Annotated in this window: 23 protein-coding genes; 16 read left to right on the plus strand and 7 right to left on the minus strand. The window is 58.4% G+C overall.

Annotation, left to right across the window (positions count from 1 at the left end; genetic code table 11):
* Positions 1–297 precede the first annotated feature (297 nt).
* The 3 genes from AC5EFR_RS12205 to AC5EFR_RS12215 all read left to right on the plus strand — a co-directional run bounded on the left by AC5EFR_RS12205 (position 298) and on the right by AC5EFR_RS12215 (position 3,784).
* Entirely contained in the window at positions 298–831 is a 534-nt protein-coding gene (locus AC5EFR_RS12205) for a hypothetical protein (protein WP_493576081.1), read from the plus strand.
* 227 nt (positions 832–1,058) lie between these two features.
* Entirely contained in the window at positions 1,059–2,504 is a 1,446-nt protein-coding gene (gene xylB, locus AC5EFR_RS12210) for a xylulokinase (RefSeq protein WP_493576249.1), read from the plus strand.
* The gene (locus AC5EFR_RS12215; protein ID WP_493576082.1) at positions 2,501–3,784 is read left to right on the plus strand and encodes a cytochrome-c peroxidase; all 1,284 of its coding nucleotides are present in this window, start codon (positions 2,501–2,503) and stop codon (positions 3,782–3,784) included. The genes xylB and AC5EFR_RS12215 overlap by 4 nt, the downstream gene beginning before the upstream one ends.
* Positions 3,785–3,874: 90 nt before the next feature.
* Here the strand turns inward: AC5EFR_RS12215 and AC5EFR_RS12220 are convergent, their stop codons facing one another.
* On the minus strand, positions 3,875–5,380 hold the full coding sequence (locus AC5EFR_RS12220) for a CRTAC1 family protein (RefSeq protein ID WP_493576083.1): 1,506 nt from the start codon (positions 5,378–5,380) through the stop codon (positions 3,875–3,877).
* Positions 5,373–6,614, minus strand: a complete 1,242-nt coding sequence (locus tag AC5EFR_RS12225) for an ROK family transcriptional regulator (protein WP_493576084.1) — start codon at positions 6,612–6,614, stop codon at positions 5,373–5,375. Before AC5EFR_RS12225 ends, AC5EFR_RS12220 begins: the two co-directional genes overlap by 8 nt.
* A gap of 201 nt (positions 6,615–6,815) precedes the next feature.
* Here AC5EFR_RS12225 and xylF point away from each other — a divergent pair, with 201 nt between their 5' ends.
* From xylF to AC5EFR_RS12250, 5 genes are all read left to right on the plus strand, one after another.
* Entirely contained in the window at positions 6,816–7,829 is a 1,014-nt protein-coding gene (gene xylF, locus AC5EFR_RS12230; protein ID WP_493576085.1) for a D-xylose ABC transporter substrate-binding protein, read from the plus strand.
* 159 nt (positions 7,830–7,988) lie between these two features.
* Entirely contained in the window at positions 7,989–9,254 is a 1,266-nt protein-coding gene (locus AC5EFR_RS12235) for a sugar ABC transporter permease (RefSeq protein WP_493576086.1), read from the plus strand.
* 11 nt (positions 9,255–9,265) lie between these two features.
* A complete protein-coding gene (locus AC5EFR_RS12240) occupies positions 9,266–10,024 on the plus strand; it encodes an ATP-binding cassette domain-containing protein (RefSeq protein ID WP_493576087.1) in 759 nt (252 codons plus the stop codon).
* Positions 10,025–10,084: 60 nt separating this feature from the next.
* A complete protein-coding gene (gene xylA, locus AC5EFR_RS12245) occupies positions 10,085–11,392 on the plus strand; it encodes a xylose isomerase (protein WP_299927133.1) in 1,308 nt (435 codons plus the stop codon).
* Between the two features lie 222 nt (positions 11,393–11,614).
* On the plus strand, positions 11,615–11,974 hold the full coding sequence (locus AC5EFR_RS12250; RefSeq protein ID WP_493576088.1) for an arginine transporter: 360 nt from the start codon (positions 11,615–11,617) through the stop codon (positions 11,972–11,974).
* 177 nt (positions 11,975–12,151) lie between these two features.
* Here AC5EFR_RS12250 and hisD read toward each other — a convergent pair whose 3' ends face one another.
* Entirely contained in the window at positions 12,152–13,447 is a 1,296-nt protein-coding gene (gene hisD, locus AC5EFR_RS12255) for a histidinol dehydrogenase (protein WP_493576089.1), read from the minus strand.
* A gap of 74 nt (positions 13,448–13,521) precedes the next feature.
* Between hisD and AC5EFR_RS12260 the strand changes: the two genes are divergently transcribed.
* A complete protein-coding gene (locus AC5EFR_RS12260; RefSeq protein ID WP_493576090.1) occupies positions 13,522–14,487 on the plus strand; it encodes a LysR family transcriptional regulator in 966 nt (321 codons plus the stop codon).
* A 141-nt stretch (positions 14,488–14,628) separates the two neighbouring features.
* Here the strand turns inward: AC5EFR_RS12260 and AC5EFR_RS12265 are convergent, their stop codons facing one another.
* Genes AC5EFR_RS12265 through AC5EFR_RS12275 form a run of 3 tightly spaced genes read right to left on the minus strand, consistent with a single transcriptional unit; the run spans position 14,629 to position 16,502 of the window.
* Positions 14,629–15,387: an alpha/beta fold hydrolase gene (locus tag AC5EFR_RS12265; protein ID WP_493576091.1), complete on the minus strand. Its 759-nt coding sequence runs from the start codon at positions 15,385–15,387 to the stop codon at positions 14,629–14,631.
* Between the two features lie 5 nt (positions 15,388–15,392).
* Complete coding sequence (locus AC5EFR_RS12270) at positions 15,393–16,094, minus strand: NUDIX hydrolase (protein WP_493576092.1); 702 nt, start codon at positions 16,092–16,094, stop codon at positions 15,393–15,395.
* 18 nt (positions 16,095–16,112) lie between these two features.
* Positions 16,113–16,502, minus strand: a complete 390-nt coding sequence (locus tag AC5EFR_RS12275) for a DUF983 domain-containing protein (protein ID WP_493576093.1) — start codon at positions 16,500–16,502, stop codon at positions 16,113–16,115.
* 236 nt (positions 16,503–16,738) lie between these two features.
* On the opposite strand from AC5EFR_RS12275, the gene AC5EFR_RS12280 reads away from it, so the two are divergent.
* From AC5EFR_RS12280 to AC5EFR_RS12295, 4 genes are all read left to right on the plus strand, one after another.
* On the plus strand, positions 16,739–17,311 hold the full coding sequence (locus tag AC5EFR_RS12280; RefSeq protein ID WP_493576094.1) for an EF-hand domain-containing protein: 573 nt from the start codon (positions 16,739–16,741) through the stop codon (positions 17,309–17,311).
* A gap of 93 nt (positions 17,312–17,404) precedes the next feature.
* Positions 17,405–17,989, plus strand: coding sequence for an RNA polymerase sigma factor (locus tag AC5EFR_RS12285; RefSeq protein WP_493576250.1), 585 nt, complete (start codon positions 17,405–17,407; stop codon positions 17,987–17,989).
* Complete coding sequence (locus tag AC5EFR_RS12290; RefSeq protein WP_493576095.1) at positions 17,973–18,347, plus strand: hypothetical protein; 375 nt, start codon at positions 17,973–17,975, stop codon at positions 18,345–18,347. Before AC5EFR_RS12285 ends, AC5EFR_RS12290 begins: the two co-directional genes overlap by 17 nt.
* A 1-nt stretch (position 18,348) precedes the next feature.
* Positions 18,349–18,852 (plus strand): periplasmic heavy metal sensor, encoded by a 504-nt coding sequence (locus AC5EFR_RS12295; RefSeq protein ID WP_493576096.1) that lies wholly within the window; start codon positions 18,349–18,351, stop codon positions 18,850–18,852.
* A gap of 134 nt (positions 18,853–18,986) precedes the next feature.
* Here AC5EFR_RS12295 and AC5EFR_RS12300 read toward each other — a convergent pair whose 3' ends face one another.
* On the minus strand, positions 18,987–20,453 hold the full coding sequence (locus AC5EFR_RS12300; RefSeq protein ID WP_493576097.1) for a diguanylate cyclase: 1,467 nt from the start codon (positions 20,451–20,453) through the stop codon (positions 18,987–18,989).
* 106 nt (positions 20,454–20,559) lie between these two features.
* Here AC5EFR_RS12300 and AC5EFR_RS12305 point away from each other — a divergent pair, with 106 nt between their 5' ends.
* The 3 genes from AC5EFR_RS12305 (at position 20,560) to AC5EFR_RS12315 (ending at position 23,223) form a co-directional block, all read left to right on the plus strand.
* Positions 20,560–20,844 (plus strand): DUF3572 domain-containing protein, encoded by a 285-nt coding sequence (locus AC5EFR_RS12305; RefSeq protein ID WP_493576098.1) that lies wholly within the window; start codon positions 20,560–20,562, stop codon positions 20,842–20,844.
* Positions 20,841–21,539, plus strand: a complete 699-nt coding sequence (locus AC5EFR_RS12310) for an HAD family hydrolase (RefSeq protein WP_493576099.1) — start codon at positions 20,841–20,843, stop codon at positions 21,537–21,539. Before AC5EFR_RS12305 ends, AC5EFR_RS12310 begins: the two co-directional genes overlap by 4 nt.
* A gap of 115 nt (positions 21,540–21,654) precedes the next feature.
* The gene (locus AC5EFR_RS12315) at positions 21,655–23,223 is read left to right on the plus strand and encodes a trimethylamine methyltransferase family protein (RefSeq protein WP_493576100.1); all 1,569 of its coding nucleotides are present in this window, start codon (positions 21,655–21,657) and stop codon (positions 23,221–23,223) included.
* Positions 23,224–23,285 lie beyond the last annotated feature (62 nt).

The following is a 23,285-nucleotide window of genomic DNA, read 5'->3' on the forward strand; positions in this document are numbered from 1 at the left end:
AATGGCATATGCGGTGGAATCTTGGGGTGGTCAAGATGAGTTGTGTGCTTAAGGTATATAGCGCTGGGTCATAGGGCGAAAATGAAGCTGTTTTGCTGTGCGGATTTGAGGGAACGGGCCTCAGGTTCGCGACATTACCTCGTTTCGCCATGCCGGGGCCGATTGAAGTGTGCTGACAGCCTTAAGTTCGGAGGTCTTTTGGGGAACGATTGATGGGAGAGTGGTGAGTTGAGGCGGGTAGTAAGCCGGATTTTTTACGATTTTGACAGTGTCGCCAAGGCGTTGTTTGCTTTGGTTGTGATCGTCATTTTTGGAGCGCCGGTGCTACTACTGATTGTGTCACTGATTTTGAGACAGTTTCCCAATGATTCTGACAACGACATTTTCACTTTAGACTTGATGCGGTCTTTGGGGGACAAGGGTGCAATCCCAATGGACACACTGCTCTCACCATCGATGGACATCATATGTCTTCTTCCTCAATACGCGATCCTTCCAAGGGATATAGCCAAGGTCACAGAGTTCGATTTGACGCCTGCCGAGGATATATTCTTTGTTGGAGAACACGGAATCTTGCTGATGTACTTTGATAGCGAAGGGCAGAACGTTGGTTCTGACCCAATGCGTTCAAGTACAAACCGGACAGAGCCTCATAGCACCCGGAATGGAGTTGTCAGGTCTGTTGCGGCGGAGTTGAACGGCTGCGCGCGCGTTGAGGGGGTGACATTTGTGTTCGAACATGTCCCAAGAGAGACATGGTGGGGACGCGATGAGACCCATGTTTGGTTTACTGTTCCCAAGGCGGATCTGGACACCCTGTCGACCAATTAGAGTATAATGGGTTCAATGGCTTGATGCAGGTTTAGCGATGCGTGCTGTCATCCAGACAACCGAGATCGGAGCGTGGGAGGGCGCGGGTGCTCTGGAACGAGTGATGCAGGTTCTCGCCGAAATTCCAACCTAGAAAACCTTTTGACAGAGCCCGCTTTGCCGATTAATTTCTGGCAATAAAATAAATGGCGATGGGAGTCGCCGCTGGCTTTCCGTGGGAGGAAATCATGTATCTTGGGCTTGATCTGGGCACCTCGGGGCTGCGCGCCCTTTTGGTGGATGAAAATGGTGCGCCGGTGGGGTCAGCTGAGGCGCATTATGATGTTTCGCACCCGCATTCTGGCTGGAGCGAGCAGGACCCGGCGGATTGGGTAACCGCTTGTAAAACAGTGATTTCAGAGCTTAAATCCACCCAAAGCGCCGCATTTGCCAAGCTAAGTGGCATCGGGATTAGTGGCCATATGCACGGCGCGGTTTTGCTGGGTGCGGATGACGCGGTTTTGCGGCCCTGTATCTTGTGGAATGACACCCGTTGCGCCGATGAGGCAGCGATGTTGGACGCGACGCCGGGGGTGCGCGAGCTATCGGGGAATATCGTCTTTCCGGGCTTTACGGCACCCAAATTGCGCTGGGTTGAAACCCATGAGCCAGAGATTTTTGCGCAGGTCGCCAAGGTTGTGCTTCCCAAGGATTATTTGCGGCTGTGGCTGACCGGTGAAGTGGTGGGCGACATGTCGGATATGGCTGGGTCGAGCTGGCTTGATGTTGGCGCGCGGGATTGGTCAGACGACTTGTTGGCACAGGGGCATATGCGCCGCGATCAGATGGCCCGCCTTGTCGAAGGCTCTGACATTTCGGGATATTTACGCGATGACCTGCGCACCGATTGGGGCGTCGACGAGGTCGCGGTGGCCGGTGGTGGCGGTGACAATGCCGTGGCGGCCTGTGGTGTTGGCTGTTTCAAAGAGGGGCAGGGGTTTGTGTCGCTGGGGACCTCGGGGGTTTTGTTGGCGGCGAAGGATAGCTTTGCACCCGATCCGGCGACGGCGGTGCATACGTTTTGTCACGCGGTGCCGGGCCGGTGGTATCAGATGGGGGTGATTTTGGCGGCCACCGATGCGTTGAACTGGCTTTCGGGGCGGTTGAAACAAAGCCCGGCGGAGTTATCGGCACTGGTGAGCGAGGTCGCGGGGCCGGGACAAGCGATGTTTTTGCCGTATCTGTCGGGCGAGCGCACGCCGCACAATGACGCCGACATGCGCGGCGCGTTTGTGGGTTTGGACGTTGGCGGCGGTGATGCGGCCCTTGTTCAAGCGGTGATGGAGGGCGTGTGTTTCGCCCTGCGCGATTGTCTTGAGGCGTTGCGCGCCACAGGAACCGAGTTGGAGGAGGTTTTGGCCATCGGCGGCGGCACCAAAAGCCGGGTTTGGACCGAAATGCTGGCGACTGTTTTGGGCCTGCCTTTGGCGCTCCCCAAGGATGGGGAGTTTGGCGCGGCATTGGGCGCGGCGCGATTGGCGATGGTGGCGCGCGGCGCGGATGTTGAAACGGTGATGACCCAGCCAGACATTGGCGAGGTGATTGCGCCAAAGGCGGAGTTGGTGGCGGCGTATGAAGCGGCGTATCAGCGGTACCGCAAGCTTTATCCGGCGATCAAAGGGGCGCTTGCATGAGGTTGATCTGGCTCGGATTTTTACCCGTCGCCGCAGCAGCCGAGATGGCGGAACCGGTGTTCGAGGCACCGGATGCCGCGCGGGTAAAGCTTGGCTGGCAGTTGTTTTACGATCCGATCCTGTCGGGCAACCGCAACATCAGTTGCGCCAGTTGCCATCACCCAAAAATGGGCACGGCGGACGGTGTGTCGCTAAGCCTTGGTGAGGGGGCGATGGGCTTGGGACGTGATCGCAAGGTTGGGGCCGAGAACCTGCCAGAGCAACGCATTCCGCGCAACGCCCCGGCGCTTTTCAACCTTGGAGCCAGCGAGTTTACGGTGATGTTCCATGACGGGCGTCTTGAGGCAGATGCCGATGAACCCGACGGGATGCGCACCCCCTTGGGGGCCGAGATGTTGTCGGGGTTTGATGGGGTCTTGTCGGCGCAGGCGATGTTTCCGGTGTTGTCGGGCGACGAAATGGCCGGGCATTACAGCGAGAATGAGGTCGCACAGGCGGTGCGCCTCGGGTTTTTGTCCAGCGAAGGCGGGGCCTGGGACCGGATTGCGGCGCGGGTGGCCGAGGTGCCAGAATACCGCGCGGCGTTTGACGGTGTGGCTCCGGGAGAACCGATTACCTTTCCCCAGATTGCCAATGTGATTGCCGATTTCATTGCGGTGGAATGGCGCGCCGACGATAGCCCGTTTGATCGGTATTTGCGTGATGCCACGCCATTGGAGGCAGGAGCCGAGCGCGGTCGGGAGCTGTTTTACGGCGCGGCGGGCTGTTCGGACTGTCATTCCGGCTGGTTCCAGAGCGATCATGATTTTCACGCCATTGCCATGCCGCAAATTGGGCCGGGCAAGGCGGCGCGGTTTGAAAACCATGCCCGTGATGTGGGCCGCATGCGGGTCACCGGTCTGGCCAAAGACGCCTATGCCTTTCGGACGCCGTCGTTACGCAATGTGACAGAAACCGCGCCCTATGGGCACAACGGGGCCTATGTGACTTTGGAGGCCATGGTGCGCCATCACCTTGATCCAATTGCATCTTTGCAAGGTTATGACCGTCGTCAGGCGGTTTTCCTTGGGCTAGACGGGGCGGCGGATTGGACGGCCACGGACGACCCCGATGAAACGGCTCGGATTGCTGAGGCGAACAATTTGGAGCCGGTGGCGTTGCGTGATGATCAAGTGGATGATTTACTGAGTTTTTTAGAGGCTTTGACCGATAGCAGTTGGAAGGCCGGTCGGCTGGGAGTGCCCGAAACAGTGCCAAGTGGATTGCCGGTGGATCGCTAGGAAGACGGGACCCGTTGGCAAACAGCCGTCCCCGGTTGATCTCTCACGCCGCTTGTTGGCAAGGAAAACCCCACCCAAAAGCCAGCCGACCTATCGGTTGACTATGACCTTTTCGTTTACGGAAACGTCCTGCCAATCGGTTTTTGACAAGTCCGGCCAAATCACCCGCAGCCGTGCGGCATTCAAATCACCCAACCCAAAATGATGGGTGTCGAGAGTGCCACCGGCGTGGCCACCGCCAACCGTGACTTCGCGGGTTTGGCAGGGGGCACCATGGGGGGCACAAACCTCAATATGGGCGCCGATGGCCGAGGTATTTGGGTACACGCCAATCAGTTGAACCGAAAGCCAGTTGCCGCCATCCGTGACGTTTTCGTAGATTTCCATCGGCACACGGCGGTTGACGACGGCGAGATCAAGCAACCCGTCGCGGTTGAAATCCGCCAAGGCCGCGCCTCGGCTACGCGCCATCGACGCGAGGCCAGCCGGGCCAGCCATTTCACTAAAGACCCCATCGGTACCTTGGATCAAAAGCGTGTTGGGGTCTTGCATCGCCGCATCGGGCATTTGTTCGACATTGCCCTTGGCGACAAACACATCGTCACGCAGATCGTTGTTCACATCGCCAAAAGCGGCGTGCCAGCCGGTCGAGGGGCGGCCATCTTCGCCCAGGTGCGGGCGATGGGCGGTGGTGCCGCGGGCATAGGTGGCGTCGACATAGGTGGGGCCGCCGGTTTCGGGATCGAAATATTGGAACTTCTGATCGCCCATCGAGGTCAGATAGACATCGGAAAACCCGTCGCCATTCATATCTCGCGACGCGATGCCCATGCCCCAAATGCTATAGGGTTTCCAGCCCTCTTCGGGGGTGTAAAGGCGCGGGGTGTCCTCCATCGCCCACATCTGTTCTTGGCCGCCGCGTACATAATAATGCCGGTCGTTTGAGACGCGCAGATCGGCGCGCCCATCGCGGGACCAATCGGAAAACAACATGGAAAGCGCGCAATATCCGGGGTTTAGTGCCTCGGGCGTGCCATAGACATCGCCATCGGGGCGGTAAAGCAGCGTGTCATCACAGGTCTGAAACGGCCCCCTAGGATCGGCGCGATCGACATAGGTACCAAAGGCCAGCGTCGGAAGGGTTTGACCCGTTTCCCATGTGGCGGAAAAGGCGGTTGTCCAGTGATCGCCGCTTTGAAAACCAAGATCGAAGGGCTCGAATTGGCAATCGCCAATGCCACGCATTATCGCATCCGGCCCAACGCGCAATATCACCAAATCCGCGTGTGTATCACCATCAATATTGAGCGGATAAGCCCCGATAACCCCAGTCAAAGCCAGTGTATCCGGGGTGTCGGCGACAAAGCTTACCGAGGGTGAGGAGGTGTTGCGCATCAATTGCGCCGGGTTGTCACCGCCGGCCACATAGAGGTCGGGCAGGGCGTCAGCGTTGCAATCAAAGGCCGCGACACCGCCGCCGACAAAATGTTCCCACCCACCGGAATAGACGTGATGAGGCGCGTCGCGCGGTTCAAAACGCGGGTCACCGGCGATGGCCGTGCTGCCAAGCAGGCAAAGGATCAGAGCGCTACGCATCAACGGGGACCTCACGGACAGATAGGGCCGAGACTTGTTCGATGGCATAGGCGGCGGCGCCTTTGGCCCACATGTGATCGCCCCAGGCGTGGACGCGCACGTCGGGCAAGGGAGCGTCGACCTGAACCACCGATTGACGCATTGATTCGAGGACGGTGTCCGCATGCAAATAGTCAAAAGACAGCCGTTCGCCGGCCAGAATAATAAGTTTTGGATCAAAAATATTAACCAGATTCGCCAACCCCATGGCAAACATCCGCCCGGCGCGGTCAAAGATGGACCGGGCCATGGTGTCGCCTGATTGGGCGCGTTTGAACAGGGTAGGGACATCGGTCAAAGGCGTTTCGCGATCCATGATATTGGCCTCGCGCAGGAGCGCGTAATTGCCAACGTAAGCTTCGAGGCAGCCACGTTGACCACATTGGCAAAGCGCGCCTTCGAGTTGTACTTTGGTGTGGCCAAATTCCGCGCCACAGCCACGGGTGCCGCGATAGATTTCGCCGTCGATGACGATGCCCATACCGACGCCGTGTTCGATGGTGACCACGATGAAATCGTCGACATTGCGGCCCTCGCCAAAGAGGTGCTCGGCCTTGGCAACAAGGTTGGCATCGTTGTCCAAAAACACCGGGCAGGGCATGGCAGCGTCCAGCGCCGCGCCAAGATTGACGTTGCGATCGGTGAGTGATGAGGACCAGTAGATAAAGCGGCGCTTGGCATCGACAAGACCCGCCAGTGCAACGCCTATGCCGGATAAGTCATTGATAGATAATCCGCCTTTGGCGCAGGCTTGATTGACGGCCTCATACATGGTGTCGCAAAAATGCGGGGTGGCCATGCGTGGTTCGGGCAGGGGCATTTCATGGGAGAGCACGTCCTTGCCCTCAAAATCGAGGATCAGAACCGAGACCATATTATGCGCCACTTTGAGACCAGCGATCAGATGGGCCTTGCCCCGAAGGCGGAGGGCCACGCGGGGGCGGCCACGGCGTGTCGAGGGCTTGGCATCTGTACTTGGCTCTGGGGTGATCTCTTCGATCAAGCCGGTTTCCAAAAGCTGGGATGTGATCACTGTGACGGTGGCCGGGCTAAACCCGGTTGCTTTGGCAATATCAATGCGGGCGATGGTGCCCGCCGCACGGATCACATCGAGCACCTGAAGGCGACCGGCCTCTCGCTGATCGCTGTTATGATTGCTTTTTTCTGTTAGCGCCAAAACTGTCTCCCCCCGCATAGATCCCCCGCCTGTGACATTCAGGAATGCCAAGAAGCGGTTGAGCGACTCCCTGTCAAACACAATAATTATTTTTAGACTCAAAAAAAGTATTTTTTAGTGAGTAAAAAATTGTTATACCCGATTCCACAGGCTGGCCCGGATCGCTTCGGTGGCGGCTTAGAAGAGAATATATTGATTGTTTCGATAGGGAGGAGAAACATGAAACTCGTAACAGGTATCTCAGCGTTGGCCATGACCATCGCAATGGCAGGCGGCGCATTGGCCGAGGGTCTTACCGTTGGCGTCAGCTGGTCCAACTTTCAGGAAGAACGCTGGAAAACAGACGAAGCCGCGATCAAAGGTGTTTTGGAAGCCGCTGGTGCATCCTACATCTCTGCGGACGCGCAGTCCTCGTCGGGCAAGCAGCTTGCAGACATTGAATCGCTGATCGCACAGGGCGCAGACGCGTTGATCATTCTGGGTCAGGACACTGCGGCGGTTATCCCAGCGGTACAGGCCGCAGCGGACGAAGAAATCCCCGTCATCGCCTACGACCGTTTGATCGAAGACGACCGCGCGTTTTACCTGACATTCGACAACGTCGAAGTTGGCCGGATGCAGGCGCGTGCCGTTCTCGAAGCTATGCCAAAAGGCAATTACGTTATGATCAAGGGCTCGCCCACCGATCCTAACGCCGATTTCCTTCGCGGTGGTCAGCAAGAGGTGATCCAAGCGGCGGTTGACGCCGGTGACATTAAGATCGTTGCCGAAGCTTACACCGATGGCTGGGTTCCTGCGAACGCACAGCGCAACATGGAGCAGATCCTAACCGCGCAAGACAACAAAGTTGATGCGGTTGTTGCGTCTAACGACGGCACCGCCGGTGGTGTTGTTGCGGCTCTGACGGCGCAAGGCCTTGAAGGTATGCCGGTGTCCGGTCAGGACGGCGACCATGCCGCTCTGAACCGCGTTGCCACAGGCACCCAGACCGTTTCGGTTTGGAAAGACGCGCGTGAACTGGGTAAAGCGGCGGGTATGATCGCCGTGGCTCTGGCCGAAGGCAAGTCGGTTGACGGCGCTGTTGAATGGACGTCGCCCGGTGGCACCACCATGAACTCTATGTTCTTGGCACCGGTTCCGATCACGGCTGACAACCTGAACGTTGTGGTTGACGCAGGCTGGATCGAAAAAGACGCGCTCTGCGCCGGTTCGACCCTCGACTTCTGCAAATAAGCTAACGCTTTGTCCCTCCGGTCCAGCCTTGTGGCCGGGCCGGGGGGACGCCTCAAAACTTCTTCTCAAAAGCGTCACACTTAAAACACCTGATGTAGCCGCGCGGCCGCATGAGCGTGATTGGCGTTTTTCACAACTGCGATCCGGGACGTGGTTCACATGCAAAACAATGCGAAAAACTTCTTTTCAAAGCTTGGGATAGACACCCGGCTTTTGGGCATGATCGGGGCGCTTGTCGTTCTGTGGATCGTGTTCGACGTGATCACAGGGGGGCGGTTTCTAACACCGCGCAACCTGTTTAACCTGTCGGTGCAAACCGCCTCGGTGGCCGTTATGGCGACGGGCATGGTGTTTGTCATCGTCACACGCAATATCGACCTGTCGGTTGGCTCGATGCTGGGCTTTATCGGCATGGTGGTCGCCGCCCTTCAGGTGCAAGTGCTGCCTGATATGCTGGGGCTTGGCAATCCGATGATTTGGATCATTGGTGTACTGGCGGCCATATCGCTGGGCGCGATGTTGGGCGCGTTTCAGGGCTGGATCATTGGCTATCTGACGGTGCCAGCGTTCATCGTGACGCTGGGCGGGTTCCTTGTTTATCGCGGTGCGATGTGGTGGGTCACCGAAGGGCAGACCCAAGCGCCGCTAGACGCAACATTCCGCCTTTTGGGTGGGGGCGCTGAGGGCACTTTGGGTGTCACACTTAGCTGGGCCTTTGGGGTGATTTCAGCCGTTGCCGCCGTTGCTTTGATGCTGATGAGCCGTCGCCGCAAGGCCGGTCATGGCTTTACCGTCAAACCGATCTGGGCCGAGGGTATCTTGATGGGTCTCGCCGCCGGTTTGATCCTCTGCTTTGTTTGGGTGATGAACAGCTATCCGATTGCCAAAGGCGCGATGAAACGCATCGCCAAGGCCGATGGGATCGAGCTTACCGAAGGCATGGTTTGGTATCACGGCGTTGCTATTCCGGTGGTGATCCTGCTGGTGGTGACCGTTGGTATGACCATCGTGGCAAGCCGCACGCGCTTTGGCCGCTATGTGTACGCCACCGGGGGGAACCCAGAGGCTGCAGAGCTTTCGGGCATCAACACCCGCCTGCTCACGGTCAAGATTTTCGCTCTGATGGGGGCGCTTACGGGCATTGCATCCATCATCGCCTCGGCGCGTTTGAACGCGGTGGACGTGGGCCTTGGCACCTTGGACGAGCTGCGGGTGATCGCAGCGGCGGTTATTGGCGGCACGGCATTGTCGGGCGGTTTCGGCACCATCTATGGCGCGGTTATCGGCGCGTTGATCATGCAATCGCTGCAATCTGGTATGGCCTCGGTCGGCGTTGACGCCCCGTTGCAGTCGATTGTTGTCGGTATCGTTCTGGTCTTTGCGGTGTGGATCGACATCGTCTACCGCCGTCGCACCGGCCAATAAGGAGAAAGATTATGGACAAGCAAACTCCTTTGGTGGAAATGAAAAACATGGGCATCTCCTTTGGTGGGGTCCATGCGGTGGATGACGTTTCGGTCGATCTGTATCCGGGTGAAGTTGTCGGCCTTTTGGGCCACAACGGCGCGGGGAAATCGACGCTGATCAAGATGCTTTCGGGCGCCTATCAGGGCACCGGCGACATCTATGTGAACGGCGAAAAGGTCGAAATTCACAATCCTCGTGATGCGCGCAAACACAATATTGAGACGATCTATCAGACACTTGCTCTGGCGGATAATCTTGATGCGGCGGCGAACCTGTTCCTTGGTCGTGAGCTGATGACGCCAGCGGGGACGCTGGATGATGACGCGATGGAGGCCGAGACCCGCAAGATCATGGGCCGGTTGAACCCGAACTTCCAAAAGTTCAGCTCGCCCGTGTCGGCCTTGTCGGGTGGTCAGCGCCAGTCGGTGGCGATTGCCCGCGCGGTCTATTTCAACGCGCGCATTTTGATCATGGATGAACCGACGGCGGCCTTGGGGCCGCAGGAAACCCAGATGGTGGCCGAGCTGATCCAACAGCTCAAGGCCGAGGGTATCGGGATTTTCTTGATCGACCACGATGTACATGCGGTTCTGGAGCTATGTGACCGCGCCAGCGTGATGAAAAACGGCAAGCTGGTTGGCACGGTGAACATCCCAGATGTGACCGATGATGACCTTCTCAGCATGATTATCCTCGGCAAGAAACCGGGCGAGAAAACCGCAGGATAACACGCAATTGGCCCCGGGAACGGCCGGGGTCACAACCTATATGTTTCAAGGACCTCCGAGATGAGCACTGGTTTCTTCGACGGTATCGAAAAAGTAAAATTTGAGGGTGCAGAGAGCACCAACCCAATGGCGTTTCGTCATTACAACCCGGACGAAATTGTCATGGGCAAGCGCATGGAAGAGCATCTGCGCTTTGCCGTGGCGTGGTGGCATAGCTTTGCCTGGGAGGGCGGCGACCCATTTGGCGGCCAGACCTTTGTGCGCCCGTGGCACCCCCAAGACGATATGGGGCGCGCCAAGCTCAAGGCCGATGTGGCGTTTGAGATGTTCGATATTCTCGGCACGCCGTTTTATTGCTGGCATGACGCGGATGTGCGCCCCGATCAGGGGTCGTTTGCGGGCAATCTGAGCACGCTGAACGAGATCACCGATTACATGGGTGAGAAGATGGAAGCCGGCGGGCCAGACCTGTTGTGGGGCACGGCCAATATGTTCAGCGATCGCCGCTGGATGGGCGGCGCGTCGACCAACCCGGACCCGGATGTCTTTGCCTTTGCGGCGGCGACGGTGAAATCCTGTTTGGATGCGACCCACAAGTTGGGCGGTCAGAACTATGTGCTTTGGGGTGGTCGTGAGGGCTATGAGACCCTTTTGAATACCGACATGGGCGCCGAGCTTGACCATATGGGCCGGTTCTTGAACATGGTAGTCGATTACAAGCACAAGATCGGCTTCAAAGGCGCGATTTTGGTTGAGCCAAAGCCACAAGAGCCAAGCAAGCATCAGTATGATTACGATGCCGCGACCTGTATCGGGTTCCTGCGCAAATATGGCCTTGAGAACGAGGTGAAGCTAAACCTTGAGCAGGGTCATGCCATTCTGGCCGGGCATTCGTTTGAGCATGAAATCGCGGTCGCGACGTCCGAAGGTATGCTTGGGTCAATTGATATGAACCGCAATGACTATCAGTCGGGTTGGGATACGGATCAGTTCCCCAACAACACGCCCGAGGTTGCGCTGGCCTATTATCACATCCTGAAATCGGGTGGGTTTGATACCGGTGGTACGAATTTCGACGCCAAAGTGCGCCGTCAATCGATTGATGCCGAGGACCTGATTGCGGCCCATATTGGCGGCATGGATATCTGTGCGCGTGGCTTTAAAGCGGCGGCGGCGATGGTCGAGGATGGCGGTTTGGATGAGGCGCTAAGCGCGCGTTATGCAGGCTGGGACAGCGACAGTGCCAAGGTGATGCTGGGCAGTGATCTAGGTGCGATCACCCAACGTGTGTTGGACGAGGGCATCAACCCAGAGCCAAAATCCGGCCGTCAGGAAATATTGGAAAACTACGTTAACCGCTTTGTCTAAAGCGCGTTGCGTGCTGGTTATACGCCTTCCGGGAAACCGGGGGGCGTTTTTGTTTTGCCGCAGATAGTTTTGCCGGGTTTTCAGGAATTGATTCTAGGGCTTGAATGGCGCATGATGGTCCTGAGGACAGTAGACCGGAGCAGACGGGAAAACCCGCACCGGCCCTTGATGCAGGTTCAGAAGTGGGACGTGTGTCAAGACATAGGCAGAGACAGGATTGTTATGAGGAACGCAGCACTTTTGGTTGTGGTTGTTTGCACGCTGGCAGCATGTGGTGGCGGCAAAAGAGAAGATGTGTCGCGCTATCGGGGCGGGGCGAGTGTGAACTTTGCGACGGGGCCGATTTCGAAGGCGTGCCTGAGCGCAGATCGCAAAGCGGCGAACCGCAGGTTGTGTGGTTGCATTCAGGGCGTGGCGAATGGATCGTTGTCGTCGGGTGATCAGAAAATGGCCGCGACCTTTTTCCGTGATCCGCATCGCGCACAAGAAATTCGGCAGTCAGACAACACCCGCAATGAAGCCTTTTGGAAGCGCTACAAAGCGTTTGTGGCGCGTTCAGAACGTAGCTGTAGCGGTTATTAATTGTGGGAGTGATCCCCCAGGGGATCACGCGCGTGCCGCGGGCGGTGGCCAAAATCCGTGCACGGATTTTGAGGGGGCGAGCCCCCTCTTGGTTGCAAGCAACCAATTCACCCCGAGAGTTTCTTGACGAGATGAATAAGGGCCCCAGCCACGTGTCGGGGCCTTTGTTGCATGGGATTAGGCACGCGCTTTGAGCGGCGGTGGCGCAAGGTCGACCATGCGGTGTTCCGCGGTCAAAGCATGCCCAACCATGCCTTCGGCGCGCGAGATGGTTGAGGTGGCTTGGGCGAGGTCCAAGAGAGCCGCGTCGGTGACCTCTTGCCATGTGGTGGTTTTCAGGAACTTGTGGACCGAGAGACCGCCGGTATAGCGCGCCGAGCCTGAGGTGGGGAGCACATGATTGGGGCCAGCGGCCTTGTCGCCAAAGGCCACGGTGGTTTTTTCGCCAAGGAAAAGAGAGCCATAGGCGTTGAGATTGTCACGCCACCAATCCAGATCGTCACATTGGACATGCAGGTGCTCAGGGGCGTAGCGATCCGCTTGGGCCAGCATTTCATCGCGGGTATCGCATAGAACGACCTCGCCCATGGCGTCCCATGAGGCGCGGGCCGCGGCGGCATTCTCCTTGGGGAGTGTGGCGATGGTTTGGGCAATATGAGCCAGAACGCTCTTGGCCAAATCAGCCGAGTCAGTGACAAGCCAGCACGGCGATGTTGGCCCATGTTCGGCCTGGCCAATTAGGTCAAGCGCGACGCGGGCCGGGTCGGCGCTTTGATCGGCAAGGATCAGGACATCGGTTGGCCCCGCGAACATATCGATCCCCAGAGGGCCAAAGAGTTGACGTTTGGCTTCGGCCACAAAGGCGTTGCCGGGACCAGCAAGCACATCGGCGGCAGGGGTGCCAAACAGGCCAAAGGCCATGGCAGCAATGCCCTGAACACCGCCCAGCGTCAGGATTGTATCGGCCCCGGCCAAGTCCATGGCGAAGAGGGTTGGCGCGTCAATGCCGGTGCCACGCGGCGGGGCGCAAGCGGTGACGTGCTGCACTCCGGCGGCGCGGGCGGTGGCGATGGTCATCAGCGCCGACGCGATGTGGGCATAGCGGCCTCCCGGCACGTAACAGCCCGCCGAAGAGACCGGCAGCAGACGTTGCCCGGCGATCAATCCGGGGCGGATTTCGGTACGGAATTCGGTGATAGACGCGCGCTGGGCTTCGGCAAAACGGCGAATATTGTCATGGGCATAGCGCAGCGCATCTTGGAGGTTTTGCGGGGTTGCTTTGCGCGCCTCTTCGATTTGATCCGGCGTGACAACGATATCTTGGGTCCAGCCATCCAACCGACGGGCGTAGTCACGCGCGGCATCTTCACCTTGGGTACGAAGGCGGGTCAGCATGATTTGAACTGTATCTGAGACATCGGCCTGCGCGGTATCGGGCAAACCGGGGGCGGTTTTCAAATGTTTGGGCGGCATGTGTTGGAAATCCTTGACGCGGAGGGGGGAGATTTGGAAAAGCTGAATATGGAGCGGCGCGAAGAGGACCTGATATGCTGATCAAAGGTGTGACCCTTCGGGGCCTTGAGGTATTTGAGGCGCTGGCCTCGTCGGGGTCGGTGGCCCGTGCCGCCGAGATCACCGGGCTGAGCCAACCGGCCGTCAGCCAGCAAATGCGTAATCTCGAAACCGCACTTGGCACCGATTTGGTGGATCATGGCCGACGACCGATGCAGCTTACTCCGGCGGGGCGCACCTATTTGCAACGCGCCCAAACGGTGTTGGCGCAACTGCGTCTTGCGCAAAGCGAGCTGACGGTGATGGACCTGACCCATCTCAGTACCCTGAGTCTTGGGATCATTGATGATTTTGACAACGATCTGACACCGCGATTGGTGACCATGCTGGCCGAAAGCCTGAGCCGGTGTCGGTTCAAGCTTACCACCGCCCCAAGCCATGAGATTTCGGCCGAAATGGAGACGCGTCGGTTGCATATTGCCATCGCGGCATCGAGTGGTGGCGTGGCCAAGGGGATTATCGAATACCCCTTGGTACGAGATCCTTTTATCCTTGTTTGTCAGAGGGGTGCCGCCGCAAAGGCCGGTGGAGTGGCCGCGTTGATAGAGGCCGAGCCGCTTTTGAGATATGACCGGGATCAACGTATTGGTGCACAAATTGAGGCACATTTGGCGCGCCAGAAGTTGGCGTTTGCCGAGCGGTTCGAAATTGGCGCGCATTTGTCGTTGATGACGCTGATCGCACGCGGCATGGGCTGGGGTTTGACAACGCCGCTGGGATATATGCGTGCCGGGCGGTTGCACGACCAAATGGAAGTACACCCGGTGCCGTTCAAACCCTTTTCGCGCACCATTTCGTTGTTCGCCGGATCGGATTGGGCCGACACGGTGCCGCGCGACGTGGCGCGCACCACGCGCATGTTGGTCAATGAGATGGTGATCGGCCCGGCCTTGCAAAACCTGCCCTGGCTTGAGGGCGAGTTGCGGGTGCTTGAGGCGTGATGATTTGGGCGCGCGGATCATTGCGGCTGAGTGTGCCTGACCCGCCTGCCCAATCAAGGGGCGTGGGTCGGCATTTCAGATCAGCGGAGTGCAGTTTCAAAGAGTTGAAATCTATGGGCCGTGTTTGCGGCAGCCCGCGCGTTAAATAGGCAAAAAGGCGCGTAGACTTGCCTCAAATTCGCGCGGCTTTTCGGCATGGAGCCAATGGCCCGCGCCGGGAAGCTTGGCAAAGCGGGCTTTGGGGAAATGGGCGCGGATTTTGTCGCGGTATTCCGGTTTAACGTAATCAGAGTCAGCCCCGGACAAAAACAGGGTTGAGCCGTCATAAGTGCCTGTCACCTCTGGAAAACCAAGGATATGCGGCATCTGATCGGCCAGCGCATCAAGGTTGAGCTTCCAGCTTTGGTTTTTGATGTCCAAAGATTGGGTGAAAAACGCCTGAAGGGTTTTATCCTCAACATGTTCAGCCAACTGCGCCACCGCGTCCGAGCGTTTGGTGACGCGGCTGAGGTCGACCTTGCGCATCGCTTCGATGAATTGAATTTGGCTATGGGTGTAGGCAACCGGCGCAATATCGGCGACGACCAAACGGTTGACCAATTCGGGCCGGGTGAGGGCCAGAACCATCGCCGCCTTGCCGCCCATGGAATGACCAACCACATCGGCGCGGCCGCCATGGGCTTCGATCACCTCGGCCAGATCGGCGGCCATCGCGGGGTAATCATGCACGTCCGAACGGAAACTGTCGCCGTGATTGCGCATGTCTGGGGTGAGAACAAGACGGTCGTCCGACAGGCGTTTGGCGATCACCCCCCAGTTGCGCCCAGACCCGTAAAGGCCATGAACGATCAGCATCGGTGGCGTGGGGCCGGGTTGGCCCACGGTCAAAGTATTGAGCATCGAGGTCAGTCTTTCATCGGGGTGCCACGCAGGCGCAAGAACAGGCTTTCTTCGTCATTGTTGCGAAAGAAGGGCACGGATGCGGGCGGTGTATCATCCTGAATTCGCGCGGTCACTTCGGCCAAGACCACTTCGGTGATGAAGGGCAGGTCGAAATGGCGCACCCGTTCCAGCGGGATCCATTGCAGGTGGGAAAGCTCATCCGTGGCATGGGTGAAATCATCCGGATCAGAGGCCAGCGCATCCGCATCCAACAGGAAGAACCGCGCATCAAAGCGACGCGGGCGACCGGGGGGCGTTATGGCGCGAAACACAAATTGCAGCCCATCGGCGGCCGGGCGGTGACCGGTCCCGGCAAATGACAGCCAATCATCCGGCACAGCGCCAGGCCACGGCGCAGGCACCCCAAGGATTTGGCCGGTCTCTTCCCACAATTCACGCACAGCAGCGGCGGCCAAGGCGCGGGCAGTCCCGGCGGGCGCGCTTTCGTTTAGCCGGGCCGAACAGAGTTGGGGCAGGGGGCGCGCCAAGGGCACCTTGGCATCGTCTTCGTCAACGGCCCCGCCCGGAAACACAAATTTATTGGGCATAAAGGCGGCGCGCGCCCCGCGTTGCCCCATCAGGACCGACGGTGTTGTCCGCCGGTTGCGCACAACAATAATTGTCGCCGCATTGCGGATCGCTGTTTTGTCTATGGTGGTTGTCATGCAGTCCCCAACGCCAAATCAATCAGGACGCGCAAAGCCATATTGGCGACGCGCCCATTGGAAAGCCACAATCGCGCCTTTCATCTTGGGCAGAAGGTAAAGCGACAGGCCGACACATCCAACCGTAAATATGGTGAAAAAGATCAGCGGATCGGGATGGAAGGTTTGAAACACATAGGTGAGCAGCGGCCCCATGATGGTGGTGACGATCCCCATGGTCAAATAGGCCGGACCATTGTGGGTGTCATGTCGGCGCAATTGTTCGCGGCACACCGGGCAATGATCGCGCACCTTTAAAAACCCCGCCAAAAGCGGCCCAGCCCCGCAATTGGGGCATCGCCCGCGCAATCCACGCAGCACCGCCGTGCGCAGGTCACGGCTATCGGCAGGTTTAGGTGTGAGCATCATTCAAGTTTTTCCGTCGCAGGCACAACATGCGGGGGGGAGGGGGACTTGGAGAAGGTCGCAAAATGTCCTTGCGTCGGGATGTCGCGAAAAAGGACATCACGGTGCTGTGATGAGGCATGAGGTGATTTTTTGAAATTCTGCGACGGAAGTTTCGAGCTGGCCCGTGAAAGTTTGCAGAGACGCCCAGAGAGTTGGGTGTTTTGAACAATAAAGCGAACAGGAATGGAGACCTGAACATGAAAAACGCAACAATCCTCGGTGGTGTTTTGATTTTGGCTTTGGGCGCAGGTAGCTTGGCATCCGCAGCAGGCATGCAACATGGCAAAGGTGGCATGGGCATGGGCGGCAAAGGTATGCGTGGCATGAATGTCGAGCAGATGTTCGAAATGCTGGATGCAGACAAAGATGGTCAGATCACCAAGGACGAACTGCAAAACGCCGGCAAGGCCCGTTTTGATGCCACCGATACCGACAAGGACGGTTTCGTAAGCGCCGACGAGCTAAAGGCCGCTGCTGAAAAACGTGCCGCTGAACGGGCCAAGACCCGTGGTGAGCGTGTTGATGCGATGCTTGAGACGCTTGACACCGACAAAGATGGCAAGCTGAGCCAAGACGAAATGGAAGCCCGTGGTGGCAAGGGCAAAGGTCGGCATGGCAAAGGCAAGGGCGAACGCGCCATGCGGATGTTCGACCGGGCCGACGCCAATAATGATGGCGTGCTGAGCAAAGAAGAGGTCGAGCAGGCGGCAGCCATGATGGGCAAAGGCAAGGGCCGTCACGGCAAAGGCTACGGCCGCGGCAACAACTGATTGCCAGCCTAAGAAATCGGGTCGCAGCCTATACGTTGCGGCCCGGCTATTGCACCGCGTTCCCCAAACAGGTAGCGCAATGGAATGGACCAAATGCCCTATGATGCCATGAATGATCGCGGTGACGAAGAGCTGCTGCTGGCTTTTGCCGGTGGGGATGCGGCGGCGGCGCGGGCTTTGACGGGGCGGCTTGGGCCGCGGGTGTTTTCGCATGCGATGCGTATGCTGGGCGACCGAGCCGAGGCCGAAGATGTGGCGCAGGACGCGTTGCTAAAGCTATGGCGTATTGCGCCGGCGTGGCGTGTCGGTGAGGCCAAAGTGACCACTTGGTTGTATCGTGTGACGGCAAATCTATGTGTCGACCGGATGCGCAAACGCCGGACTGGGCCAGATTTGGACGCGATTCCTGAATTGGCGGATGAGGCCCCGTCGGCGGTACAACAAATGCAACAAAGCGCGCGGGCACAAGCCCTTCAAAACGCGCTGAATGATTTGCCAGACCGTCAAAGACAGGCGGTTATTCTGCGCCATATCGATGGGTTGTCGAACCCTGAGATTGGCGAGATTATGGACATAGGACCTCGTGCTGTGGAAAGCTTGACGGCGCGGGGGAAACGCGCGCTTGAGGCAATTTTGAGTGGGCGGCGCTCTGAACTGGGGTATGAAGACGATGAGTGATGGCAACAAGAATAACACCCCCGATGGGTTTGAACTGGATAGCTTTTTTGCGGCTGCTCGCGAGGAAGAGCCGATGCCATCAGGGGATTTCATGGCGCGGATCGAGGCGGATGCCTTGGCCTATTTGCCTGATCCACGGGGTGTGTCCGAGGTGCGACCATCGCTGTGGCAGCAACTTATGCAAGCCATTGGTGGTGCTCCGGGGGCGGCTGGATTGGCTGCGGCCTGCGCCATGGGGATTTGGATCGGTGTCGCGCCGCCTGAAACATTGACGGACTACTGGGAACAATCGGCTGACTCTGAGTGGTACGATCTGGACCCAAACAGCGGCTTTGATTTTGCAATGTTGGAAGGCTGACATGACCCAAACCCCTAAAAAACCACCTATGGGTCGGCGTATCCGATTGGTTTTGTTTGCGTCTTTGGCTCTGAACCTTGTGGTCATCGGATTGGTGGCAGGTGTGGTCTTCAAGGGCGGGCCACCGTCCCGTGGCGCACCGCGTGGGTTCGATACGGTTCTTCCCTATTCGCGCGCGTTTACGGATGATCAACGTCGCGAGTTGCGTCGTGAGTTGCGCAAGTCCTTTGTACCAGGCAAAGGCGATAAGCGCGGCGGCGGGATCGTTGAGAGTTACCACGAGGCCCTGGGCGTTTTGCGACAGGACCCGTTTGAGCGCGCGCGTTTTGATGATGTGATGCGAAAGCAAAAGGCTTTGGCGGAAAAGCGTCACGGTACAGGGCAAGACCTTTTGGCCAAGTACCTAGACGCCATGACCGCAGAGGAGCGGGCGGCCTATGCCGACCGTCTTGAAGCGGAAATAGCCAACATGTCCAAACGTCGCAAGCGGTGGAGCAAAGACTAGGTCGGTTGATCGGTCGGCGCACCCAAAGAGGCATTCCAAACGGTTTTGACCCTTTGTAGAAATAAACATACCGGTCGCTTACTTGCGGCCGGTTTTTTTAATGGCGTGGGCAGGTTTGGTTTTAAGTCAATGGTTCAGATGGGTCTTCTGCCGAGGTGGCGCCTGTCGTCTGGCTGCACGTAAGGGGTTTTGGACGCCGTCCCGGTTGGAGCGGCGCGGCGCGGCAAAGGGGTGGTTCGATCGGACATGACCACGGTGTTGCGGCCCCTGTCTTTGGCCACATAAAGCGCTTTGTCAGCCCGTTCGATCAAATCGGCGGGGGCGCAATCGCCCTGGCGGCTGGCGGTCGCAACGCCGATGCTTAAGGTGACGGTAATCCGGTCGCCCCCCGGTAGCATAACTGGCTGCTCTGACATAATCTGGCACAGCCGTTCGGCGGTGCGCTGAGCGGCAAGACGGCCGGTATCGGGCATCGCAATCAGGAACTCCTCGCCTCCCCAACGGGCAATGAGATCAGCGGCACGCAGGTTGTCTTTGAGGCGTTGGGCCAAGGCCACAAGTACCGAATCTCCGGCGGGATGGCCGAATTCATCATTGACCTGTTTGAAATGATCCAGATCGGCCACCAAAAGCGCATAGGGGCGGCCCTGACGCGCCGAGCGTTCGGACAGTCGGGCGAGATGCGGCAGGGTGTAGCGACGATTGTAAAGCCCGGTGAGCGGGTCGGTCACCGCGGCACGCAGGCCATCCTGCATATTGGCCCGGAGCCGGTCCGCGGTGCGTTTGCGTTCAATCTGTTTCTTAAGGCGCAGGGTGAGTTCCTGAAGGTCCAAACCGCCCGCAAGCAAGTCATTGGCCCCCATGTCCAAAGCGCTGGCGGCTTCGCGCCGTTGATGAGGTTGAGCCACATAGATAAGCGAGGCATGGCGGGTCAGGGTGCTTGCCCGCATTTGCGCCAAAAGGGTCAGCCCTTCGCCCTGACCGCCGGGTCCTTCGGCGATAACAATCACATCGGGAGTGGGGCGGCGTTCGCGCAGGGCATCATCGGGGTCAACCAAAACAACCCGGTCACGCAATTCCGCGCCCAGATCAGAGACTATTTTTTCCGCCTCGGGCTGACGTCCGGTGGCGATCAACGCGATATTAGCGGGGGTGGTGAATTCGGCGCTTTGCTCCGCAAGGCCAAGGGCGCGACGAGTGTCGTCACGCAGCTGCAGCTCGGCCTCGGCATCGCGGGCCCGCAACAAGGAGCGCAGGCGCGCCAACATAACCAAGTCATCAATTGGACGGGCCAGAACATCATCGGCCCCAGCCGCAAGCGACGCAATGCGTTCACCCGGATCATCATCACTATGCAACATCACAACAGGTAGGCGCACACCGGTGTCAAAACGGCGTAACGCAGTGACCAGCGCACGGCCGGTCATATCGGGCAGATCAGACGCGGTAATGACGAGGTCAGGTTTTGACTTTTTCATCATTGCAAGCGCCGCCTTTCCAGACGCCGCTTGGACCACTTCGTAAAATGCAGCCGACAGTTTGACCCGAAGAATGATTCGGTTCGTCGGCACCGCGTCGACCACTAAAATTCGGCCTGTCATATAGATCATCCTTGCGCTTGGGCGCAGCTACGCGCCTGCTTGCACTTTCTCTCAGTCTCAGATTTGATGAAGATTGGTTAAGAAACCCTTTCGGGATTTGCTAACAATGACACTTTCTCTTGAGGCGGCCGAAACAATTGGCCTGCAAGCGGTGGCCTGGTTGGCCGCAAATGATGAGCTTTTTCCGGTGTTTACCGGGTCTACCGGCGCGTCAGAGGCGGATTTTCGCGCGAATTTGCAGGACCCAGTTTTTCAGGCCTCGGTATTGGATTTTCTGATGATGGACGACGCGTGGGTGGTGGATTTTTGCGACATGCAAAATATACCTTATGACAGGATCATGCAGGCGCGGGCCGTTTTGCCCGGTGGTGGAGAGGTGCATTGGACATGAGTTTACGTGCCGATGCTGTGCTGTTCGACAAAGACGGCACCTTGTTTGATTTCGGGGCAACTTGGGATGTTTGGGGCGGCGAGGTTATTGCCGAGCTGTCCGAAGGCGACAGCGCTTTGCAAGAGGCCATGGCGGCCTCAGCCGGGTATGACCTTGCGCACAAGAGCTTTCGACCTGATAGCCCGGTGATAGCAGGCACCAACCGTGAGGCCGCAGAATGCCTTGCCCGTGAATTGCCGCACCGCACGCTGGAAGAGGTCGAAACCCATTTGATGCGCGCCGCCGCTCAGGCCCCCTTGTCCGAGGCGGTGCCGTTGGTGCCATTTCTGGCGCAACTGGCGGCGATGGAAATGGCGCTGGGCGTGATGACCAATGACACCGAATTTGCAGCGCGATCACATCTGCGCACGGCGGGTGTCGAGGGTATGTTCGATTTCATCGCCGGGTTTGATAGCGGCTATGGAGCCAAACCAGACCCCGATCCATTGTTGGCCTTCGCGGTGGCTACCAATACGGCCCCTGAGCGGGTGGTGATGGTTGGCGATAGCAGCCACGATTTGATCGCGGGGCGGGCCGCCGGCATGCAAACCGTCGGCGTTTTGACCGGCCCGGCACGCGAAGCCGACCTTGCCCCATTGGCGGATATTGTCTTGCCGGATATTGGCGGTTTGCTTGGCTGGCTCACTTCCGACTGACGGGCGGCACGCCCTAAACAGGGCGAGGCTCTAAACACGACGAGACCTGTCGCAAACGGGCAGGCGAGGGCGGTTTTCTGGATGTGTCATGGACGGCAGAGCAAGGAGCCCTGCCATGTCTGACGCTGAAACTGCCCCAACAGGACGCCGACGCGGCGGTGGTCGCGCCGGCAATGCGGCACGCCGTGGACTGAAAGCTGTGGAACAGCAGCCGTGGTGCCCGCCGGTCAATCGCGACAAACCGACCGAACCGTTAAGCCCTGAGGGGGTTGAGCGGGTTCACACTGCGACGATGCAAATCCTAGAAGAGATTGGGATTGAGTTCCTCAATCCGGACGCGGTCAAGGTTCTCAAGGCGGCGGGCTGTGAGGTGCGGGGCGAAAACGTTCGTATGGACCGCGCCTTGGTGATGGAGCTTGTCGGAAAAGCGCCCCGCAGTTTTACGGTGACGCCCCGCAACCGCGATCGGCAATTGTCACTGGGAACCGGGCATATTCTTTTTGGGAATGTATCCTCGCCGCCCAATTACTGGGACCTTGAGACCGGGCGCAAAGTTCCGGGGACGCGGGAAACCTTTCGCAACCTGCTTAAATTAACCCAATACTTTAATGTCATGCACTTTTGCGGTGGCTATCCGGTGGAGCCGGTCGATTTGCACCCACGGGTGCGCCATCTGGATGCGATGTATGACAAGCTGACGCTCTGCGACAAGGTTATGCATGTCTATTCGCTTGGCAAAGAGCGGGTCGAAGATGGCATGGAAATGGTGCGCATCGCCGGTGGTCTGAGCCATGAGGAATTCGACGCAACGCCGCGCATGTACACCAACATCAATTCGACCTCGCCGCTGAAACATGATCATCCGATGTTGGATGGTTGGATGCGGATGGCGAAACGCGGGCAGGCCTTGGTGGTGACACCGTTCACCTTGGCGGGGGCGATGGCGCCGGTCACCATGTCGGGCGCGGTGGTGCAATCATTGGCCGAGGCCTTGGCGGCCGTGGTCTTGGCGCAGGCGATCAAACCGGGCGTGCCCTGTATGATCGGGACGTTCACGTCAAATGTGGACATGAAAACCGGCGCACCGGCCTTTGGGACACCGGAATACATGCGCGCAACCCAGATCACCGGACAGATGGCGCGCTTTTACGGTTTGCCGATGCGATCAAGCGGGGTTTGCGCCGCGAATGTCCCCGATGGTCAAGCGATGTGGGAAACCGAGCACAGCCTTTGGGCCGCGATTCAAAGCGGCACCGATATGGTCTATCACGCGGCCGGGTGGCTTGAAGGCGGGCTTATCGCCAGCCCCGAAAAGTTCGTCATGGATTGCGAAGTCCTTAGCCAAATGCAGCGCTATATGGAGCCGGAGGTTTGGGACGTGTCGGATGAGGCCTTGGCGGTGGAGGCGATCCGTGAGGTTGGGCCGAACGGACATTTCTTTGGCATCGAGCACACGCAAGAGCGCTATGAAACCGCCTTTCATCAGCCATTCTTGTCGGATTGGAAAAACTTTGAGGCCTGGGAGGCCGCCGGGGCGGTTTGGACACCGGAGCGCGCCCACGGGATTTACAAACAGATTTTGAATGAGTTTGAGGCCCCGGCGCTTGACCCGGCTATTCATGATGAATTGGCGGCGTTTGTTGCCAAACGCAAAGAAGAGGGCGGGGCCCCCACCGATTTCTAGGCGCAGGCGGGGCGCTCTGAAAGGCGACGCAGGGGCTTGCTTGCCTTCACCTTTTGACTGCG

The organism is Pelagimonas sp. (assembly GCF_058892305.1).